This is a genomic window from Ruegeria sp. CI1, assembly GCF_056536925.1.
Genome location: NZ_JBQFQP010000008.1, coordinates 1 through 18,233, shown reverse-complemented (window position 1 = coordinate 18,233; position 18,233 = coordinate 1). Strand labels below are relative to the sequence as shown.

The following is an 18,233-nucleotide window of genomic DNA, read 5'->3' as shown; positions in this document are numbered from 1 at the left end:
ATGACCGTTCTGCCCGGTCCGGAAAGGGTATCGTTATGCGCAAGGTTCTCTGGAAGTCCAATGGCGACAATATAACGTCGGCTGACTGTACGCCAGCACAAACGAGAGGCTTCATTGACAGCGAAGATGGGTCGATGAGCATTCTCGCTCTATTTCTGTTCCTCATCATTGTCGCCGCAGCCGGGATCGGTGTGGACCTGATGAAGTATGAAAGAGAGCGCGCCGAATTGCAGTACACAATGGACCGCGCGGTATTGGCTGCGGCTGACCTTGATCAAAAGGTTGATGCCGAAACAGTCGTGAAGTCGTATCTCGACAAGGCGGATCTACTGGACAACCTCAAGGACGTCAAAGTGATTAACAGTACTGGTTACCGCCATGTTACTGCGTCGGCGGTTGCTGAGTTCCCGACTCATTTTATGCATTTGAGTGGCGTCGATAGCTTGAGCGCTCCAGCGCTCAGCTCCGCCGAGGAAAGTGTCGGTGCCGTCGAAGTGTCTCTGGTTCTGGATTTTTCCACATCCATGTATGGTCCGAAACTGGCAAACCTAAAGACTGCAGCCAAAAGCATTGTCACGCAGTTGGGCTTGAAGAATGGTCTTTGGAACAAAGAGGTGTCTTTCTCGATCATCCCTTACGCAAGCCAGGTGAACGTTGGCGCGGACATGATCAAGTACTATAATCTGGATCGTTTCCAGAACTATTCTCATTGCATCAACTTCGTCGATGACGAATTCAGCAAGCCGTATCTGTCGACAACCGAGTTGAGAGAGCAGACCGCGCACTTCGATCCCTACACGATGTCGAGGGAGCCAATTGAATACCCTGTCTGTCCAACTCGGGCTGGATCCGCAATCCTGCCATTCCAGAATGACGAAACCGTCATTCACAACTACATTGATGGTCTGACTGCCCTGAACCCGGCGGTGTGGGACGAGGACTCAAGTGAAGATACCGGTACCGACAATGGTGCCAACTGGGGTCTTGCCCTTCTCGACCCCGGTACGCGACCGGTGATCAACAGCTTGGCGCATGTTGACGGGATTGTGCCGACCATGTTTGACAACCGCCCAGTTGAGTATGGAACCAACGTCCTGAAGATCTTGATCATTATCTCAGACGGGGACAACACCGACCAGTTCATGCTGAATTCATCGCGCCGTACTACGACGTCGGACATCTGGTACAATCCGGACGCAACTGCTGACGAAGGCTATTTCTCGCTGTATCAATCAAGCGGTAGCAAAGAGTACTGGTGGCCACACGATCAAACCTGGCAGGATCATCCCTACGGCAACGGCGGCCAATACTGCACCGGAAAAGGCGGAAGCCGGACCTGCGTCGAACAACCTGCCGCCGACGAACCCGGTACTGCAGTACAGCTGACCTATGTGGAGCTTCTGAACCTCGTTTCGCTGGAGTATATCGAAAATGAGATCTTCGATACGCCAAACGCATACGGTGTGTGGGAAAGCGCGGCGTTCAGCAAGAAAGAATCCACAGCCAAGGACGCTCGCACCAAGCATGTCTGCAAGGCCGCCAAGGACGAAGGCGTGATCGTGTTCAGCGTCGGTGTCGACGTAGCCTCCAACGGTAAAAAGGTCTTGGAAGACTGTGCCAGCTCGGACAGCCACTATTACGACGCAACGGCTGTTGAACTTCCGGATGCTTTCACCTCGATCGGCTCGTCCGTCCGCATGCTGAGGCTCACCCAATGATCGGAAAACTGGTTTCTGCTCTGCGCAGCTTCCGAAACCGGGAAGACGGCACCGCAACGGTCGAGTTTGTGATCGTCTTCCCCGCTTTCATGGCCTTGATGCTGTCGGGGGTCGAGTTGGCCTTCGTCACACTCAACCACGCGACTTTGGAACGAGCGGTAGACCAAACGGTAAGGGACATCCGCTTGAACACCGGTGTCGTTTTGAACCACGATACGATCAAAAAGTCGATTTGCGAGCGTGCTATGTTCATTCGCAACTGTGAAAACAGCCTCAAACTGGAAATGATCAGCCAGGATCCGTTTGCCGCGGTGACGATACCGGCCGAGCCGGACTGTACCGACTTGTCAGAAGAACCGAGACCCGTACGCAATTTTGAGAATGGACAGGAAAACCAGCTGATGGTTCTACGCGCATGCGCAAAGATCAACCCCGTGTTCCCGACTTCAACAATGGGAAAGGCCCTGGCCAATCTGGAGGGTCAGTACGCCCTGACAGCGACAACTGTATTTGTACAAGAGCCGATCTAAGCCATGTTGATATCCTGCATGCAAACCCGAATGAAACGTTTCCGCGATGACGAGCAAGGTTCGATTGCGGTGGAATCCTTGATTATCTTGCCGATCCTTTTTTGGGCGGTGATGGCCGGATATACATTCTTTGAAGGTTATCGACAGAGCGCGTCGAACATCAAGGCGGCCTATACAATTGGAGACCTTCTGTCTCGAGAGACCCGCACCATCGACAATATCTACGTCGACTCGATGGAGGACATGTTCAAATTGATGGTGCGCAACGAAGCTGACCTGAAGATGCGGATTTCAGTCGTGGTATACGACGAGGCCACAGACAGCCACTCCGTATCCTGGTCTGCAATTCGCGGCGGATATACTGAGAAACTCGACGATGCAAACATCGTTTTTTACAAGGATTCCTTGCCAGCGATGGCGGATCAAAACACTCTGATTCTGGTCGAGACATCGAACACCTTTGTGCCGCCGTTCAGAGTTGGCCTTGACAACATCGATCTGAAGAACTTCGTTTTTACCCGTCCGCGCTTTACGGAAAACCTCAAGGGAAATGTCTAAATCCGCTCGGCAATCATCGCCGAAAGCGCTTCGGACATGAACTTTGTCTGAGCACCCGGTGTAACACCTCCTACCCCAACGCGTCGACCAACGCGCCACCACAACCCCGGATGCCATGCGCGCAATCCGGGGTTTTTCGTCCGGATCAGAAAACCGCTGGATGGCTTGAAGGCGAAAGCACCCCGGTCAATTCCCTCGATTTCCGAGACCAGCGCAATCACTTCGCCTGAACTGGCTCGCAACTCCGTTTCCGTCAACTCGATCCGGTGGGACGTCGCCAGATACAGTCGTTGTGCAAGCCACAACGACAACGCACCGACTAAAATCAGAAAGACTTGCCAACCCAAGGCCGGCGGCTGTGATATGGCCACGAAAAACACCAAGAATCCGACAACGCTTAGAATAAGGACTCCCATCCAGCGCCTGGGCGCCGAAGCCTCGACAACTGCTAAAATCTCGTCTTGCATTCGGCCACTCCGGGTTGATCAGGCTTTCCAATACCCCAAACGACAACCAAGCAACAGCCTGACATTGTTCACCTTCCGCACTTCGCAAAATCGCACACTTTCGGTGAGCATCGGCCGATTGAAACCACCAAGATCATGATTACACTTAATGTCGCAAGATCCCACAAAGATCAGGAGGCACCATGTCAATCCGACCAATGCTTGAATCTAGAAAAGCGGTTCCAACGATGGAAGGGGCCGGTGTCAAACTTCACCGGGCATTTGGCTTTCAGGACCCGACTGAACTTGATCCGTTCCTGCTTTTTGACGATTTCAGAAATGATTTCCCCGAGGATTACCTTAAAGGGTTCCCGTGGCATCCCCATCGCGGTATCGAAACCATAACTTATGTTCTGGCTGGAACGGTGGAACACAGCGATTCGCTTGGTAATACTGGGTCTTTGGGCGCGGGCGATGTGCAATGGATGACAGCAGGGTCTGGAATCCTGCATCAGGAAATGCCCAAAGGGAACGCGACCGGGCAGATGCACGGCTTCCAATTGTGGGGAAACTTGCCCGCAAGCCAAAAAATGACAGCGCCACGTTATCAGGATATTCGTGGCACCGACATTCCTGAAATAACCGATGACGACGGCACCACTGTTCGTGTGATCGTCGGCTCATTCTGGGGCAAGACCGGACCGGTCGAGGGAATTGCCGCAGATCCGCAATATCTGGACATTTCTGTTCCTGCAGGCGTCAGGAAAACGTTCAAAATCGACACCTACCGCAAAGCCTTTGCCTATGTTTTCCAAGGTCAGGCTGCCTTTGCTGATGCATCGACACCGGTAGGCGTGCTGCTTGAAAAGGAGGTTGGCGGGCAAGAGGTCAATATTCGCGACATGTCGGGTGACCGAACGCTGATCCGGTTCGGCACTGGTGACGAAATCACGCTGCAGGCGGGGCCGGAAGGTGTGCGGTTCCTGCTGATTTCTGGCGCGCCAATTGCAGAACCAGTGGCCTGGCACGGGCCGATCGTGATGAATACACGCGAGGAACTGCACCAGGCATTTCGTGACCTGCGAAACGGGACCTTTATTCATCCCACGCACTGAGGTGTGATATGATGGTTCTATATTCCCCTAAAACAGGGAGCCACCATGATCGTTCGTATCTTTCGCGCCGTTATCTTTGATGATCAGATCGAGAATTTCCGCCAGTTCATGCTCGAAACTGCAATGCCCTTAATGCACAAACAAAAGGGGCTCATTTCGATAACTCCATGCCTACCCCGACCGGAGTCTCCAAACGAGTTTTGCCTGGTGATGGTGTGGGAGTCGGTGGAGGCCCTGGCAGCTTTTGCCGGAGAGGAATGGCACCATCCACATATCATGCCCGAAGAGGAAGGCATTGTGAAAGAGCGGTTTCTACACCACTACGACTTGGCAGCGGAAACACCCTGATCAGGACGTCATGGCCTTTCGCACCATATCCCAATAGATCTTTTCGACCTGATCAAGCGACAACCTTCCTCCGCTACGATACCAGGTGTTCACGCCGTTGAGCATGGCGATCACGGCCAGCGTTGCGATCTTGGTGTCCGGAACAATGAAACAGCCCTCCTGCACGCCTCTCTTCAGAATGCCTTCAAGATCGTCCTCGTACCGGCGACGCAGTGCTTCGATCATTGCGAAATTCTCGGCAGTGAGATTGCGCAATTCCATATAGGCTATGAAAACCTCATCGGGCCGCTCCAGATGGAATCTGATGTGGAACCCCACGAATTGCTCCAAGTCCTCCAAAGCGTTGCCGGTGGCTAACCTTGTTTCGCGGGCGCGCAGCAACTCGTCCATGTGCCCGTGCATCAGGCGAAACAGCAGGCTCTGTTTGTCAGGGGTATAGTTGTACAGCGCACCGGCCTGCACTCCGACATCTTTTGCGATCTGCCGCATGGAAACCGCAGCATACCCGTGTTGTGCAAATAGACGTAGCGCCGCCTTTTGGATGCGCGGGCCAGTGATATCAGAATGGGAACCTTGAGTACGTGCCATTGGCGCAGGTTATATGAACATTCGTTCAAATAGAACCCCGCTTGAACCAGTCTGGAAAAGCGGGCATCAAGATATAACGCTCCTACGGAAGAGACTTCCATGAAACGGCTTATCTTTGCCATTCCTCTTGCCATGCTCGCTGGCTGTACGACGATTCCCGAGCTTACCGAAAGAGTCCCTCCCCAAATTAAGAATGCAGCTTATCCCGAGTTGGTTCCGTTGGAGGATGTCTTGGGGGCACCCGTCAATCCGCAAGAAGAAGCTACGGAACTGCAGAAACACCTACAGGCGCGGAGCGAGAGGCTGGCGTCAAAGGCACGCGAATTGCAATCCCCAGTTCTTGACGAAGCGGATCGGGACCGACTAGGTCACGAAATTACCCAATAAAACAGGCCTCAGCCGCATTGCACCCGTTCACCGAACCGGGTAAGGCAGCCCGCAACGGGCTTACAGTCAATGGCTGAAAATTCGAGCGGAAAAGGACCCAAAAAATGACACAGGCGCTGCGGCTTGGGATTGCTGGCTTGGGAACTGTCGGTGTCGGAGTTGTCAAGATTATCAGACGTCAGGCTGAAATGCTCAAGGCCCGCACAGGTCGACCGATCGAGATCGTGGCCGTATCGGCCCGAGATTCCGGAAAGGACCGGGGCATCAACCTGTCTGGCTATGCGTGGGAATCCGATCCCGTGGCCTTGGCCAAACGGGATGACATCGATGTTTTCGTCGAACTTATGGGTGGCGAAAACGGCCCTGCCAAAACCTCGGTCGAGGCTGCGCTGGCAACTGGCAAGGACGTGGTGACTGCCAACAAGGCGCTGCTTGCCATTCACGGTCTGGCACTGGCAGAAACAGCCGAAGCGGCAGGCCGCGTAATTCGTTTCGAAGCGGCTGTCGCCGGTGGCATCCCAGTCATTAAGGCGCTGACCGAGGGGTTGGCCGGCAACGAAATCACCCGTGTCATGGGCGTCATGAATGGGACCTGCAACTATATCCTGACACGCATGGAATCACAGGGGCTCGGCTACAACTCCTTGTTCGAAGAATGCGCCAAGCTCGGCTATCTAGAAGCAGATCCGAATCTTGACGTGGGCGGTATCGACGCCGCGCACAAGTTGACCCTGTTGTCGTCAATCGCATTTGGCACCAAGCCCGATTTTGATGGAATCGAGATCGAGGGCATCCAGCATATCAGCCTCGATGACATTCGTCAGGCGGCTGACATGGGATATCGAATCAAATTGTTGGGTGTCGCTCAGCGCAGCCCTCGCGGACTAGTCCAGCGGATGCAGCCATGCCTGGTGCCCAGCGACTCGCCGCTTGGTCAACTGGAAGGTGGCACCAACATGGTGGTCATCGAGGGCGACGCGGTTGAGCAAATCGTTCTGCGCGGTCCGGGAGCAGGCGAAGGTCCAACCGCGAGCGCGGTACTTGGCGACATTTGCGATCTCGCACGAGGTCTGCATATCCCCACCTTCGGACAACCCGCGAACACTTTGAAAGAAATGCTTCCGGCAAAAACAGGTTTGCCGGCCCCCTACTATCTGCGCCTGGCACTGGAAGACAAACCCGGCGCGTTGGCCAAAGTTGCTGCGATTCTTGGCAATGCGGGTGTTTCGATAGACCGAATGCGCCAATATGGGCACACCGAAAGCACCGCACCAGTTTTGATAGTCACACACAAAACCACTCGGGCAGCTCTGGATGTGGCCCTCGAAGGTTTCCGGGCAACCGATGTCGTCGCTGGGGAAGCGGTTGCGTTGCGGATCGAACAGGTCTGAGTGACCTCTCCTCTTGCGAGACCCGCCATCGGCGGGCTATGCCGATAGAAACGTCTGAATGACCGAAGGAAATTAGGGACATGAACGCAGCCAAGATCGAATTCAACGACCGGATGCTGTCACTGGGCCTTGCGCGGGTGGCAGAACAGGCCGCCCTGGCCTCCGCCTCTCTGGTGGGACGAGGTGACGAAAAGGCGGCGGATCAGGCTGCAGTGAATGCGATGCGCGAGCAATTGAACCTGCTCGATATCGCGGGCGTGGTGGTGATCGGCGAGGGTGAACGCGACGAGGCACCGATGCTCTATATCGGAGAAGAAGTAGGGACGGGCAATGGCCCGGGCGTCGACATCGCCCTAGACCCTCTCGAAGGCACCACGCTGACTGCCAAGGACATGCCGAACGCGCTGACAGTGATCGCCATGGGTCCGCGTGGTTCGATGCTGCATGCACCCGACGTCTACATGGACAAATTGGCAGTGGGTCCAGGCCTGCCGCAAGGCGTCGTCTCTCTGGACATGACACCGCGCGAACGGGTCGAAGCGCTGGCAAATGCCAAGGGCTGCAAGCCGTCAGACATCACCGTGTGCATTCTGGAACGACCCCGCCACGAAGCGATGATCGCCGAAGTTCGCGATACCGGCGCGGCCATCCGTCTGATCACCGATGGCGATGTCGCCGGCGTGATGCACTGTGCCGAAAGCGAGACGACCGGTATCGACATGTACATGGGTCAGGGCGGCGCACCCGAGGGCGTCCTGGCTGCAGCGGCACTTAAATGCATGGGAGGCCAAATTTTCGGCCGCCTCCTGTTCCGCAACGACGATGAACGTGGTCGTGCCGCCAAGGCCGGGATCACCGATCTTGACCGTATCTATTCGCGTGACGAGATGGTGACTGCGGATGTTATCTTTGCCGCAACCGGCGTGACCGGCGGTTCGCTTCTCCCGCGCATCAAACGCGAACCCGGTTGGGTAGAAACCACTACGTTGCTCATGCGCTCCAAAACCGGTTCGGTGCGTCGCATGTCCTATCGCACCCCGATGTGGTCGCACGATCCGGCATAACGCTTGCACTGCCGCTGTCAGCAGGCGTAAATGGCAAAACACGAGGGGCCGGGTCCGAAATGGGTCCGGCCTTGGTCTATGAGGTGCGGTTTGAGCTTTCTGGGTGTGGAACAGTCGTTGACCGGGCGGCGTTGGGTTGGTCCTTCGGTCGAGGTTGAACGCGCCTCTGAAATGATGGCGCAGCAAAGCGACTTGCCCAGGCCGGTTTGTCAGGTATTGGCGCGGCTCGGCGTGCCCCTGATCGAAGCCAAGAGTTTTCTCGAACCCAAACTCAAGGAATTGCTGCCCGACCCCCGTGCACTCAAAGACATGGAAAGGGCCGCCAAGAGGTTTCTGGATGCGGTTCGAAAACATCAAAAGATCGCCGTCTTTGCAGACTACGACGTGGACGGAGGCAGTTCGGCGGCACTGTTGCTCGTCTGGCTGCGGCACATGGGAATACATGCGACGCTTTACGTTCCCGACCGCATCGACGAGGGTTATGGACCCAATACCCCAGCAATGCAGGAGCTCGCCTCATCGCATGATCTGATCATCTGCGTCGATTGCGGCACCCTGAGCCATGAACCGATTGCTGCGGCACAGGGGGCCGATGTGATCGTCCTGGACCACCACTTGGGCGGCGAGGCTCTGCCCGACTGCGTTGCCGTGGTAAACCCGAACCGGCAGGACGAAAGTGGCGATCTGGGATATCTTTGCGCTGCTGGAGTAGTTTTCCTGATGCTTGTCGAGGCAGGCCGCCAGATGCGCGAAGCTGGCACCAATGGGCCGGATCTTTTGTCGCTGCTCGACCTGGTGGCCCTTGCCACAGTCGCGGATGTAGCACCGCTGATTGGGGCCAACCGGGCACTGGTTAGGCAGGGGTTGAAGGTGATGGCGCAGCGAAAGCGCCCTGGACTTGTGGCCCTGTCAGACATAGCTCGAATGGATGCGGCGCCCAATACATATCATCTTGGGTTTCTTTTAGGTCCTCGGGTAAATGCAGGCGGCCGGATCGGACAGGCCGACCTCGGCGCGCGCTTGCTTAGCACCGACTCGATGGTCGAAGCCGAAGCGCTGTCGCAACGACTGGACGAACTGAACACCGAGCGCCGCGATATTGAGAACATGGTGCGCGCTGCCGCTCTGACGCAGGCAGAGGACCGCGGGTTTGATGCCCCGTTGGTCTGGGCCGCTGGCGAAGGGTGGCATCCCGGTGTTGTCGGGATCGTCGCCTCTCGACTCAAAGAAGCTGCCAATCGCCCGGCCATCGTGATCGGGTTCGATGGCAGCGAAGGCAAGGGATCTGGGCGTTCGGTGTCGGGGATCGACCTAGGCGCATCAATCCAAAGACTTGCCGCCGAAGGACTGCTGGTCAAAGGTGGCGGTCACAAGATGGCTGCCGGACTGACCGTCCTGCGCGATCAACTTGAACCGGCAATGAAGCGATTGTCGGAATTGCTCTCGAAACAGGGAGCTGGTCAGGGTGGCCCTGCCGATCTGAAGCTCGACGGCACCTTGATGCCGGGAGCTGCAACAGTGGACCTGGTAGAACAGATCGAACAAGCAGGCCCGTACGGGGCCGGTGCCCCTGCCCCACGCTATGCCCTACCTGACTTGCAAATCCGCTTTGCCAAACGCGTCGGAGAGAGCCACCTGAAGCTGTCTCTATCCGATGGTATGAGCGGGGGATTGGACGCAATCGCCTTTGCCGCCTTTGACAGCTCGATGGGGGACAGGTTGACCAATCATGGTGGGGCGCGGTTCCATTTTGCAGGGCGGCTGGAGGTCAACTCCTGGGGTGGTCGGCAAACTGTGCAACTACGGATCGAAGACGCGGCTGAGGCAGCTTTGTCGTGATTTTCTTCCTGATTGCAGAGGCGTAAAAAAGTTTCTCCGCACCGCATTTTTCGGCTTGCGGGGGAACTGCGTAATACGTAAAAGGCCCTCCACAAGCCACCGTGGCCCGTTCGTCTATCGGTTAGGACGCCAGGTTTTCAACCTGGAAAGAGGGGTTCGATTCCCCTACGGGCTGCCACATGTGCTTGTCTTGGACCAAGAAATGGCCCGTTCGTCTATCGGTTAGGACGCCAGGTTTTCAACCTGGAAAGAGGGGTTCGATTCCCCTACGGGCTGCCACTTATTTCCGTAGATAATCTGCTTCCATTTTTCTTCTCGATTAAGTGCGTGATTACAAACGCTTGCGCATATCTGCGTTCAGCAGAGACTCCTTTGAGGAGCCAAACCGGTCCGAATTGGCCCGAGTGTCTCTGTCGGCCCAATTTGTCTTTCCAGTTTGCAAGGTGGGATCAGAGCGAGGAGATCAGTGCGCGCTGTTCATTCCAGTCAGATGGGATCCTGTGCGTCGCGATCCATGTTGATGTCAATCCGGCGGGCTGATGTCCCGCCAGGACATCGCGAACGATATCCGGCGCAAGGAACGCATATTCAAGGGTTTGCTGAACCCGCTTCTTCGTAGTTGCTTCTGAACGGGCGATATTGTCCAGAGTTTCACCGCGTTTAACCCGACCCAGCCAATCATGAGACCGGGCAATGTTGGCGACCAGTGTCCGATCAACCTGTACAGATGGCGCCGACATGACAAACCGGGTTTCCACCCCGCGACGTCTTTGCGTGAACGGAACCCCGAAGCTGAGGAGATCGGTGCTCAACGCCTGAGGGTCGGTTTCAAGTGTCTCAGCCAGGCGTTCGGCATCCAGCCTCAAATACATCGCGCGATCTTTGAGAGTCACCTGCGACAGCAACTCAAGCAGCTGATCCTGCGTTGCCTCTTTCAGACCGCGCAACTTTTTCAAGGTTTCAACCGGCGCGTCCGCAACAATGCTATGTATCGCCGCGTCGGACAGATAGGTGCGGGTCGCCTGCGCAATTACCTGCTCCAGCTGTTCCGCGGGCAATCGCCAGCCCCTGTCCTTCAGATCGTTTTTGCGACCTATGACATATCCGCGTGATATGTAGTAGCGATATCGCCTGCCCCGTTTTCTGGTGTGACTCGGAGACAATCGCTCACCGTTTTCATCAAACAGTTTGCCCAGCAAGGGTGAGGGACTGATCTTTCCCGTTGCCCGCATGCCTGGCGCGGGTGCCCCGGCGCGAAGCTGATCCTGAACGCGCTGCCATCGCTCGGGTTCAATGATGGCGGGGTGCTGACCTTCATAGACCTTACCCTTGTGCGGCACCCGTCCGGCATAGATCGGACTGGTCAGAATGTAATGGATGTGCCCGCGGGAAAGCACTTTTCCGCCGCGCCAGTCTCCCGACTTTGTCCGGCGTCTGCGAGATCGGATGCCGTATCGCTCAGCTTCCTGAGCCACGGTGTTCAGAGCACCATGCGTTTCGTAAAGGTGGTAGAGTTTCAGGACAGTTTCGGCTTCTGCCGTGTTGATCTTCAGCGTCCGGCCATCGGCATCATAGCCCAGCGGCACACTGCCGCCCATCCACAACCCCTTGCGTTTTGAGGCAGCGATCTTGTCGCGGATCCGCTCGGCCGTGACCTCACGCTCGAACTGGGCAAATGACAACAGGACATTCAGAGTGAGGCGTCCCATGCTGGTGCCGGTGTTGAAACTCTGAGTGACGGAGACAAAGGACGCCTCCGCCACATCCAGTCGATCCACCAGCTTTGCGAAATCCGCAAGCGATCTCGTCAGGCGGTCGATCTTATAGACCACGATCTGATCCACCTGCCTGTTGTCCACGTCGTGCATCAGTCGCTGCAGAGCTGGCCGGTCCAGATGGCCACCCGATATGCCGCCATCATCATAAGCCCGGTCTATGAGTTCCCAGCCTTCGTGTTTCTGACTGGCAATGTAGGCCTCGCAGGCTTCCCGCTGCGCATCGAGCGAATTGAACTCCTGTTCGAGCCCCTCCTCGTTGGATTTCCGGGTATAAATGGCACATCGGACCCGACGCATGTTATGCGCGCCTTCTTGCGCTCAAACCAAAGAACCGCGGCCCGCTCCAATGCGCCCCGGTGATGTGCCGGGCGATCACACTCAGGGAGGCGTAGATCTTGCCGTCCAGCAGATATCCGTCTGGCGTCACTTCAACGCGATAAATCCGGCCATTCCATTCACGCACCAGCGTCGTACCATCGGCGATGGATCGGGCCACGTCTGGGACCTCGCCGCCGTGCAGAATCTTCTTCAGTGCGCGTCTGCTCGCCGCCGAATGACCGCCAAGAGCCCGGCATTGCAGATCATGCGCCAGCACCCGCTGCATAAACGGGATGGACAGATATTTTGGCGGCGCACTCTTAAAGGCAGTGATCCAGGCCTGACGGCAGTCGGAACGCTCCAGCTGCGCGATCTCCCGGAGTGTGCCGGAGAGATCCGCCTTCGATTGCCGTCCCTTCATTGTGCGGCCGATATTGTGACGATCCGATACACCGGCCCGGATTTGCCAGCCTCAAACACCACTCTGTCTCCGGCCTTTCGCAGTCCGGATATCGCGGCCCGCACCGTGTGAGGCTTCCAGTCGAATTCTTTTTGAAGCATATCAAGGCTAGCGCCGCCTTTACGGCGTAGCAATGTCTGCAGCCGGTCTTTCTTTGTTGCTGGCGGCTTTGTCCGCTTGGCCTTTGGGCGCGCGCCTCGGACATCGGGATCAGTCGCAGATGTGGATGTTTTGGATTTTGTCGCCATGATCTGGCCCTTTCAATACCGGAGCCAGCCAACCCAGCTCCCCGTACTGACCGAAGCCCGGAATTCCGGGCAGACCATTCGCGGCACGTCCACTCACGCTCGCATGCAGAAAGAAGTCCAGTGGAAAATACGATGATTCACTGTTAATCAATTGGTCGTAGGTTCGACCCCTACCGCCGGAGCCAAAATCTCTCTTAGATAACAAGAGAGTAACAAGCCGCCCACGAGGGCGGCTTTTGGTTTCTGCAACATCTCTGCAACATTGCGATTGGCTTACCCGGCGCCGTAATATGGTCTCGGCGACAGCTTCCAAGCCGCGACGATTGACAAGTAGCCCGGCTTATCAACACTCCCAACTAACACTTCAACGCACTCCCTGCACACCTCCTCTGGGATCGGGGAATCGTGAACACCGCCGTTCCGATACTTTTGAATAACCCGTTGGAGCCCTCGCTTCAGAAACTTGTTCCGGGTTAAATCCTCTGCATTGGAGAGGCTCGACACGAACTGGTGCAACTCGAGGGCAAGCGGGCTCGCGCCATCGCGTGGAACCCTAAGCAGATACGACATTGCCCCAAGAGTCGGCGGCTTGGCTCCATCCAAGAATGATTCCAGTGCTCGTTCCGCATGGTCATCGGCATTTGCGGATGAAGCCTCATTAACGGACTCGCGGAACTTCTCAAAGACCGCACCAAGTTCAACCTCAAGAGCCTTTACGATCTCAAGGCTGATCGGGGCGTAGTCGAGCATTGGCGCGTGTCCCTGCTGGTCGAGATGCAATAGTCCAGTCGACACGAAATGCCGGACCCGAGGTTCGAGTGACTGCCACTGCTCACAACTCATCCGTTCGAGAGCGAGCTGCTCACCTTCTGGGTCAATCGGGGTCTCAAGTTGGGCGACACTGGCTGTCCACACCTCGGGATCAAGTTCCAGATCAGCCAGGATTCGATCCCTCTGCCCATTTGGCTTTTGAACATCAGAGGTGTAATGGTCCAAATCACCTTCGGTGCCGAAGCCGTCTTCTGGGCTCGCCCAAAGTAGATCGACCGGGAACCCCGCATAATCGACGTGAAGCGTCCGCAATGTGCCGTTGCATAACGCGACTAGGTCATCAGCATAGGTCGGCTTGTACCCTTTCTGCATGACCCGCATTCCGAGGCGTTTTAGACCAAGCTGAAAACGCGCACTTCGCAGTTCCTCTGCTTCCTCATCTCCCGAACCCCCGCGAGGCCGTCAGCAGCCGCATGCCGCATGAACGCCCATCCGAGCCTAACTTCAGGTATTGGCGCCGCTGATAAGCTCTACGGTGCCATACGAGGTTTATTTCAATTTGTATCGTGACAAACCTCTGATCTGCCACGGCCGCAAGTCCAGCTTTTTGAGGATTTGCGACGTGCTGTCGACCTGGTCGTCATAACGCCCGTGCGGGAACTCCCCCATCTCCTTGAGATAGGTTTCTAGCCAGGGCGCCGATTTCGGAAGTCGGACGAAACCTGCCTCAATCTTTGCGCACTGGACTGACATGCGCTCGACTTTGTCGCCCTTGACGTCCAGGCCCTGAACGTCTCGCATGCCGACCCTCAGAAGCTCATTGCCGAGCGCTATCCCGACGCCAGCCTTTTCAACGACGATCAGCCTCGGGTGGTATTTCTGTCGAAGTTGACGTGCCACGCGCTTGAGATCAGGATAATCGTATTGCGCCCGGTGCACATCAAGCAGGTCGATGTTGTTGTTGATCAAGCCCCAGGTCGTGCAGACAGAATAGTCGTTGTGGATGCCAGGAACTGAAGCGGTGTCCCAGCTTTGCACAACGGCTTCATATTGGCTGGCTCGCGGTGGCCCGTCATAGGTCCGGAACCATTCCGTCTTTACCATGTTGCCCCCGGGCAGAACGGGCGACTGCTGATATTGTGCCGCAAATGCGGCTGAGCCCAGTTCCCGGCGGATACGTTCCAGTTCCGCGCCATCAATGCGCTCTTCATGGAGCAGGTCGCCAATTTGCCGCTCCCAGACGGCGCCATTGCCAAGTGGCAATTCCTGCGGCTCTGTGGCGATGGCTGGCAGGTTCAATACCTCCCAGTCACCGGATGGAAGCAGGCGGCCGATCAGATCATCCACATGCAGCCTCTGTGCGACAATCACGATGGCGCCCTCTTTGGGATTGTTGAGACGACTGGCTGCGGTGTTGCGCAACCAGGTATGACAATTGTCGCGCTTTACGAGCGACAGCGCGTCATCTGCTTTCATGAGGTCGTCATAAATCAGGATATTCCCGCCTTTGCCGGTCAGCGTACCCCCCACTGACGTCGCGATCCGGCGACCTTTGGCGGTGGTTTGAAACTCATCTGCCGCACTCTTAGAGGGATCGATTACCGTCCAGGGAAATGTTTGACGATAAAACGATGCACGCATCAGGTCGCGCGTCTGGCGTCCGAAGTCTTCTGAAAGACTACTGCTATAGCTGGCACAGGCTATCTGCTCCGACGGGTTTCTGCCCAGAAGCCAGGCGGTGAACGCCACACTGACCACCTGTGATTTCATGAAGCGCGGCGGCATCGTGATAATCAGACGTTTTGTTTCGCCAGATGCAACCTTCTCCAGAGCATGACACAGCGCGCGCAGATACAGACCATCGATAAACTCTTCACCAGGGTTCAGAACGGGAAATGCCCGACGCACGAAGGCGTACAGGCTGTTGCCGTAAACACTTCGCATTTGATCGTCAGAAATGTGCATCTTATTGCTCCTCCTTCAGTTCAACGAGCATGCTCTGCCAGTCCGCCTCGGCGAGCATGACCTTGAGATCTTCGTCGGAATATCCAGACTGTGCTGCGTCGTCCGAGAATTGAGCAGCAACAGTGACCAGTGTTGTCAGAAGGCGCGCGGCCGACACATCGCCCTTTGAGGCCTTGTTGAACATGGCTGAGATGACAACGTCCATCTTGGCCATCTTCTTCTCGACGCCATTTTCAACGACAACAACTTTTTTGGCGGCATGTTTCGCGATTGTCTTGTAGATGTTTCCGGGTCCCTTTGGACGCCCCTTCGGATTGCCGGACTGGCCGGGCTTGAATTTGTGCTCTTCCGGAGGATTGCCGTAGCCGATCTTGTATGGTTTATCGTCGGCGCTCATCAGAAATCCTCCGCGTCGGAAGTATCAGAGTACGCCGGCGCTTCAGAACTATGATCGCCGTTGGCGCGGAGTTCACGGACCTCGGCGAACGTCTGACCCGTGCTGCACAGTCTCGCTTCGAGACCGGTCATCTTTTCCCACCGCCGGACAGCGACATCGACGTAAGCCGGCGAAATTTCCAGACCAACACAGACGCGATGGGCGCGTTCCGCGGCCAGCAAGGTAGTTCCGGACCCCAGAAACGGATCCAGTACCACCTCTCCCAGAGAGGTAACGTCGAGGATAGCATCGCGCACCATCCGAACGGGTTTCACCGTCGGGTGCAGCGAGAAGTCGTCTTCTTCCGATTTACGCCCCCCTGTGGCGCCGGCATAGCGCCAGAGGTTGCTGCGATTGCGGCCGTGAGCGCCAAGCTGAACATTGTTACGATGCGGCGCCCCGGGACGCTTGGCGACCAGCACAATTTCATGCTGGCTCCGGTAAAGCGACCCCATCCCCGGCTTGTCTTTGCCCCAGACGCAGAAGTTGATCACTTCCAGCCCAAGTGCGCGCAGGACGCCCATCAGAATGTCCACGTGGCGCCAGTCGATGCAGAGGAACAGGATACCACCGGGTTTCAGGGCCTTTGCCATGTTGTCCGTCGTGACGGACAGGAACTCCTTGTGTTCGGTCTCGGACATTTCCCCGGAGGCTTCTGCGAACTCCTCGAACTTTCCAGTCACAGCACGCACGTGACCATTGACTGGCACGTTGTATGGGTGATCTGTGAAGGCGACGGAAATGATCTGATCGCCTGTTACGGCGGCAAGATCTTCAGGGCTTCTGGCGTTGCCGCACATTGCTCTATGACTGCCCAGCTGCCAGATGTCACCAGGACGCGAGACCGCCGCGCCATCGGAAGCAGGCAACTCCCCTACCCTGTCAACCGGATCGACCTCGTCCGGTTGCTTGTCACCGAGCACGAGAACACGATCAATCTCTGAAATCTCGAAGCCGGTCAAGGTAAGGTCAAAATCGGCTTCCAGAAGATATTGGTACTCGAGCCTCAGGACCTGCTCATCCCAATCGCCACGTTCCTGCAACCGGTTGAGCGCGATCGACAAAGCCCGTCGTTCAAGTTCCGTGCAGTCCTGCAAAATGATGCAGCGAAGTGATTTCAGTCCCAACTGCCGGGCAGCTTCAACGATCAAATGACCATCAATCATGGAAAATGACGGGTCCAACAGTGGAAATCCGCAAACCCCAAAAGTCTCCATGGACCGTTTTATTCTGGCGATCTGACTCTTGCTCGACTTGCGGACCCGCTTTTTTGCGCTCTCGATCTTTTCAATGGGAACATCGGCGAATGTCAGGTCACGATGCAGGTCATTTCGCTTACCTAGTAGACACGGTACGTGTGAAACAGTCTTTGCCTGCGGACTCTCAACTGCTGTTGACGCATTAGGAGATGCATCGCCCGCATCCTCTGGCAAATTAGAATTAGGTTCAGCCATTTGTGTACCCTTTCTGTTTGATGCAGCAGGGTACGCGACGTTCAGAAGGACTCTTTCGCGACCCTGCAATTCATTGCAAGGCACGAAGTCCTCCTGTACACGGGGCTTCGAGGTCCGTTCACTAAACGGACACGCGTAAGGTGCCGTAATAATGAAGCAACGTCAAGAAAAAACCACATATAGCTGACGAACGCGTTGCGGTGCACTACATGTTGAAACTCAACAGCTGCAGTTAGCTATACAAAGTCATAGTCTCCGAAATCCGAAATTGTCAGATCCTCGACTCTCTTGAGAAGCACTTCATCCGTGCTGTTGCCCGAAATCAAATCGCCATCAAGTTCCAGGACCAAACCCTGACGGCTCTCAAAAGAGTAAGCATCGGCTCCATCAACCAGCCCGTCGTAGTTTGTATCGTAGAATGCAAAGACGTCCTCGTGGTCCGTGACACCTAAAACTGACCGCAGATCCAACAGATCCTCGCCTTGGGAAAAGTCGTTTACTTCATCCGTTCCCGGATTTGGCGTGAACCAGAATACATCGACGCCCTTACCCCCTCGCAGACTATCGTTGCCCCCACCGCCATTTATGAGGTCATCCCCGAAACCGCCGCTGATTTTTTCGTCTGCGCCTGTTCCGATCAGAATGTCACCTGACTTTCCGCCACCAATGTTTCCTCCATTGTTGGGCGCGATGGCACCAATGACCGTCACATCGACAGTGATCTTGTCCTCGCCGCCGAAGCCGTCCGCAACCGTGTAGTCGAAGCTCGCCGGGCCGTCGTAACCCGCGTCGGGCGTGAAGATCACCTCGTCGTTGGTC

At 56.1% G+C, this 18,233-nt stretch carries 19 protein-coding genes and 2 tRNA genes; 11 read left to right on the top strand and 10 right to left on the bottom strand.

The features are described 5' to 3' along the window. The first annotated feature begins 35 nt into the window (after nt 1-35). From ACR0LZ_RS10925 to ACR0LZ_RS10915, 3 genes are read left to right on the top strand one after another with little or no spacing between them, the layout of a single operon-like run. Nucleotides 36-1,718: a Tad domain-containing protein gene (locus ACR0LZ_RS10925; protein WP_480749839.1), complete on the top strand. Its 1,683-nt coding sequence runs from the start codon at nt 36-38 to the stop codon at nt 1,716-1,718. Further along, entirely contained in the window at nt 1,715-2,248 is a 534-nt protein-coding gene (locus tag ACR0LZ_RS10920) for a TadE/TadG family type IV pilus assembly protein (RefSeq protein WP_480749838.1), read from the top strand. Before ACR0LZ_RS10925 ends, ACR0LZ_RS10920 begins: the two co-directional genes overlap by 4 nt. Before the next feature lie 30 nt (nt 2,249-2,278). Further along, nucleotides 2,279-2,806: a TadE/TadG family type IV pilus assembly protein gene (locus ACR0LZ_RS10915; RefSeq protein WP_480749837.1), complete on the top strand. Its 528-nt coding sequence runs from the start codon at nt 2,279-2,281 to the stop codon at nt 2,804-2,806. Here ACR0LZ_RS10915 and ACR0LZ_RS10910 read toward each other — a convergent pair. Further along, the gene (locus ACR0LZ_RS10910; RefSeq protein WP_480749836.1) at nt 2,803-3,273 is read right to left on the bottom strand and encodes a hypothetical protein; all 471 of its coding nucleotides are present in this window, start codon (nt 3,271-3,273) and stop codon (nt 2,803-2,805) included. The genes ACR0LZ_RS10915 and ACR0LZ_RS10910 overlap by 4 nt on opposite strands. Before the next feature lie 182 nt (nt 3,274-3,455). Here ACR0LZ_RS10910 and ACR0LZ_RS10905 point away from each other — a divergent pair, with 182 nt between their 5' ends. Further along, entirely contained in the window at nt 3,456-4,367 is a 912-nt protein-coding gene (locus ACR0LZ_RS10905; RefSeq protein ID WP_480749835.1) for a pirin family protein, read from the top strand. Between the two features lie 45 nt (nt 4,368-4,412). Continuing rightward, nucleotides 4,413-4,715 (top strand): antibiotic biosynthesis monooxygenase family protein, encoded by a 303-nt coding sequence (locus ACR0LZ_RS10900; protein WP_480749834.1) that lies wholly within the window; start codon nt 4,413-4,415, stop codon nt 4,713-4,715. Here the strand turns inward: ACR0LZ_RS10900 and ACR0LZ_RS10895 are convergent, their stop codons facing one another. After that, nucleotides 4,716-5,303, bottom strand: coding sequence for a TetR/AcrR family transcriptional regulator (locus ACR0LZ_RS10895; protein ID WP_480749833.1), 588 nt, complete (start codon nt 5,301-5,303; stop codon nt 4,716-4,718). It abuts the gene before it with no gap. Between the two features lie 99 nt (nt 5,304-5,402). Between ACR0LZ_RS10895 and ACR0LZ_RS10890 the strand changes: the two genes are divergently transcribed. From ACR0LZ_RS10890 to ACR0LZ_RS10865, 6 genes are all read left to right on the top strand, one after another. Further along, nucleotides 5,403-5,690, top strand: coding sequence for a hypothetical protein (locus ACR0LZ_RS10890; protein WP_480749832.1), 288 nt, complete (start codon nt 5,403-5,405; stop codon nt 5,688-5,690). A 104-nt stretch (nt 5,691-5,794) separates the two neighbouring features. After that, entirely contained in the window at nt 5,795-7,081 is a 1,287-nt protein-coding gene (locus tag ACR0LZ_RS10885) for a homoserine dehydrogenase (RefSeq protein WP_480749831.1), read from the top strand. Nucleotides 7,082-7,161: 80 nt separating this feature from the next. Further along, entirely contained in the window at nt 7,162-8,145 is a 984-nt protein-coding gene (gene glpX / locus ACR0LZ_RS10880; RefSeq protein WP_480749830.1) for a class II fructose-bisphosphatase, read from the top strand. Nucleotides 8,146-8,235: 90 nt separating this feature from the next. After that, nucleotides 8,236-9,984 carry a single-stranded-DNA-specific exonuclease RecJ gene (recJ, locus tag ACR0LZ_RS10875; RefSeq protein WP_480749829.1) on the top strand — a complete coding sequence of 583 codons (1,749 nt, stop codon included), beginning with the start codon at nt 8,236-8,238 and terminating at the stop codon, nt 9,982-9,984. Nucleotides 9,985-10,087: 103 nt separating this feature from the next. Continuing rightward, a tRNA-Glu gene (locus ACR0LZ_RS10870) sits at nt 10,088-10,162 on the top strand. Nucleotides 10,163-10,188: 26 nt separating this feature from the next. Next, a tRNA-Glu gene (locus ACR0LZ_RS10865) sits at nt 10,189-10,263 on the top strand. 170 nt (nt 10,264-10,433) lie between these two features. Here ACR0LZ_RS10865 and ACR0LZ_RS10860 read toward each other — a convergent pair. From ACR0LZ_RS10860 to ACR0LZ_RS10825, 8 genes are all read right to left on the bottom strand, one after another. Further along, complete coding sequence (locus ACR0LZ_RS10860) at nt 10,434-12,059, bottom strand: recombinase family protein (RefSeq protein WP_480749828.1); 1,626 nt, start codon at nt 12,057-12,059, stop codon at nt 10,434-10,436. A gap of 1 nt (nt 12,060) precedes the next feature. After that, nucleotides 12,061-12,501, bottom strand: coding sequence for a DUF2924 domain-containing protein (locus ACR0LZ_RS10855; protein WP_480749827.1), 441 nt, complete (start codon nt 12,499-12,501; stop codon nt 12,061-12,063). Further along, complete coding sequence (locus tag ACR0LZ_RS10850) at nt 12,498-12,788, bottom strand: DUF3489 domain-containing protein (RefSeq protein ID WP_480749826.1); 291 nt, start codon at nt 12,786-12,788, stop codon at nt 12,498-12,500. Before ACR0LZ_RS10850 ends, ACR0LZ_RS10855 begins: the two co-directional genes overlap by 4 nt. Before the next feature lie 273 nt (nt 12,789-13,061). After that, nucleotides 13,062-13,931 carry a hypothetical protein gene (locus ACR0LZ_RS10845; protein ID WP_480749825.1) on the bottom strand — a complete coding sequence of 290 codons (870 nt, stop codon included), beginning with the start codon at nt 13,929-13,931 and terminating at the stop codon, nt 13,062-13,064. 177 nt (nt 13,932-14,108) lie between these two features. Beyond that, nucleotides 14,109-15,524 carry a phage terminase large subunit gene (terL, locus tag ACR0LZ_RS10840; protein WP_480749824.1) on the bottom strand — a complete coding sequence of 472 codons (1,416 nt, stop codon included), beginning with the start codon at nt 15,522-15,524 and terminating at the stop codon, nt 14,109-14,111. Nucleotide 15,525: 1 nt separating this feature from the next. Next, a complete protein-coding gene (locus ACR0LZ_RS10835) occupies nt 15,526-15,921 on the bottom strand; it encodes a DUF5681 domain-containing protein (RefSeq protein WP_480749823.1) in 396 nt (131 codons plus the stop codon). Further along, a complete protein-coding gene (locus tag ACR0LZ_RS10830) occupies nt 15,921-17,414 on the bottom strand; it encodes a DNA modification methylase (RefSeq protein WP_480749822.1) in 1,494 nt (497 codons plus the stop codon). The genes ACR0LZ_RS10835 and ACR0LZ_RS10830 overlap by 1 nt, the downstream gene beginning before the upstream one ends. A gap of 236 nt (nt 17,415-17,650) precedes the next feature. Further along, nucleotides 17,651-18,233: cadherin-like domain-containing protein (locus ACR0LZ_RS10825; protein WP_480749821.1), on the bottom strand; the 583-nt coding region annotated here is incomplete at its 5' end.

What these genes read in the sequence shown, in the direction of transcription:
- ACR0LZ_RS10925 (WP_480749839.1), top strand. Translation starts at nt 36, where the DNA reads ATGCGCAAGGTTCTCTGGAAGTCCAATGGCGACAATATAACGTCGGCT.
- ACR0LZ_RS10920 (WP_480749838.1), top strand. Translation starts at nt 1,715, where the DNA reads ATGATCGGAAAACTGGTTTCTGCTCTGCGCAGCTTCCGAAACCGGGAA.
- ACR0LZ_RS10915 (WP_480749837.1), top strand. Translation starts at nt 2,279, where the DNA reads ATGAAACGTTTCCGCGATGACGAGCAAGGTTCGATTGCGGTGGAATCC.
- ACR0LZ_RS10910 (WP_480749836.1), bottom strand. Translation starts at nt 3,273, where the DNA reads ATGCAAGACGAGATTTTAGCAGTTGTCGAGGCTTCGGCGCCCAGGCGC.
- ACR0LZ_RS10905 (WP_480749835.1), top strand. Translation starts at nt 3,456, where the DNA reads ATGTCAATCCGACCAATGCTTGAATCTAGAAAAGCGGTTCCAACGATG.
- ACR0LZ_RS10900 (WP_480749834.1), top strand. Translation starts at nt 4,413, where the DNA reads ATGATCGTTCGTATCTTTCGCGCCGTTATCTTTGATGATCAGATCGAG.
- ACR0LZ_RS10895 (WP_480749833.1), bottom strand. Translation starts at nt 5,303, where the DNA reads ATGGCACGTACTCAAGGTTCCCATTCTGATATCACTGGCCCGCGCATC.
- ACR0LZ_RS10890 (WP_480749832.1), top strand. Translation starts at nt 5,403, where the DNA reads ATGAAACGGCTTATCTTTGCCATTCCTCTTGCCATGCTCGCTGGCTGT.
- ACR0LZ_RS10885 (WP_480749831.1), top strand. Translation starts at nt 5,795, where the DNA reads ATGACACAGGCGCTGCGGCTTGGGATTGCTGGCTTGGGAACTGTCGGT.
- glpX (WP_480749830.1), top strand. Translation starts at nt 7,162, where the DNA reads ATGAACGCAGCCAAGATCGAATTCAACGACCGGATGCTGTCACTGGGC.
- ACR0LZ_RS10860 (WP_480749828.1), bottom strand. Translation starts at nt 12,059, where the DNA reads ATGCGTCGGGTCCGATGTGCCATTTATACCCGGAAATCCAACGAGGAG.
- ACR0LZ_RS10855 (WP_480749827.1), bottom strand. Translation starts at nt 12,501, where the DNA reads ATGAAGGGACGGCAATCGAAGGCGGATCTCTCCGGCACACTCCGGGAG.
- ACR0LZ_RS10850 (WP_480749826.1), bottom strand. Translation starts at nt 12,788, where the DNA reads ATGGCGACAAAATCCAAAACATCCACATCTGCGACTGATCCCGATGTC.
- ACR0LZ_RS10845 (WP_480749825.1), bottom strand. Translation starts at nt 13,931, where the DNA reads ATGCAGAAAGGGTACAAGCCGACCTATGCTGATGACCTAGTCGCGTTA.
- terL (WP_480749824.1), bottom strand. Translation starts at nt 15,524, where the DNA reads ATGCACATTTCTGACGATCAAATGCGAAGTGTTTACGGCAACAGCCTG.
- ACR0LZ_RS10835 (WP_480749823.1), bottom strand. Translation starts at nt 15,921, where the DNA reads ATGAGCGCCGACGATAAACCATACAAGATCGGCTACGGCAATCCTCCG.
- ACR0LZ_RS10830 (WP_480749822.1), bottom strand. Translation starts at nt 17,414, where the DNA reads ATGGCTGAACCTAATTCTAATTTGCCAGAGGATGCGGGCGATGCATCT.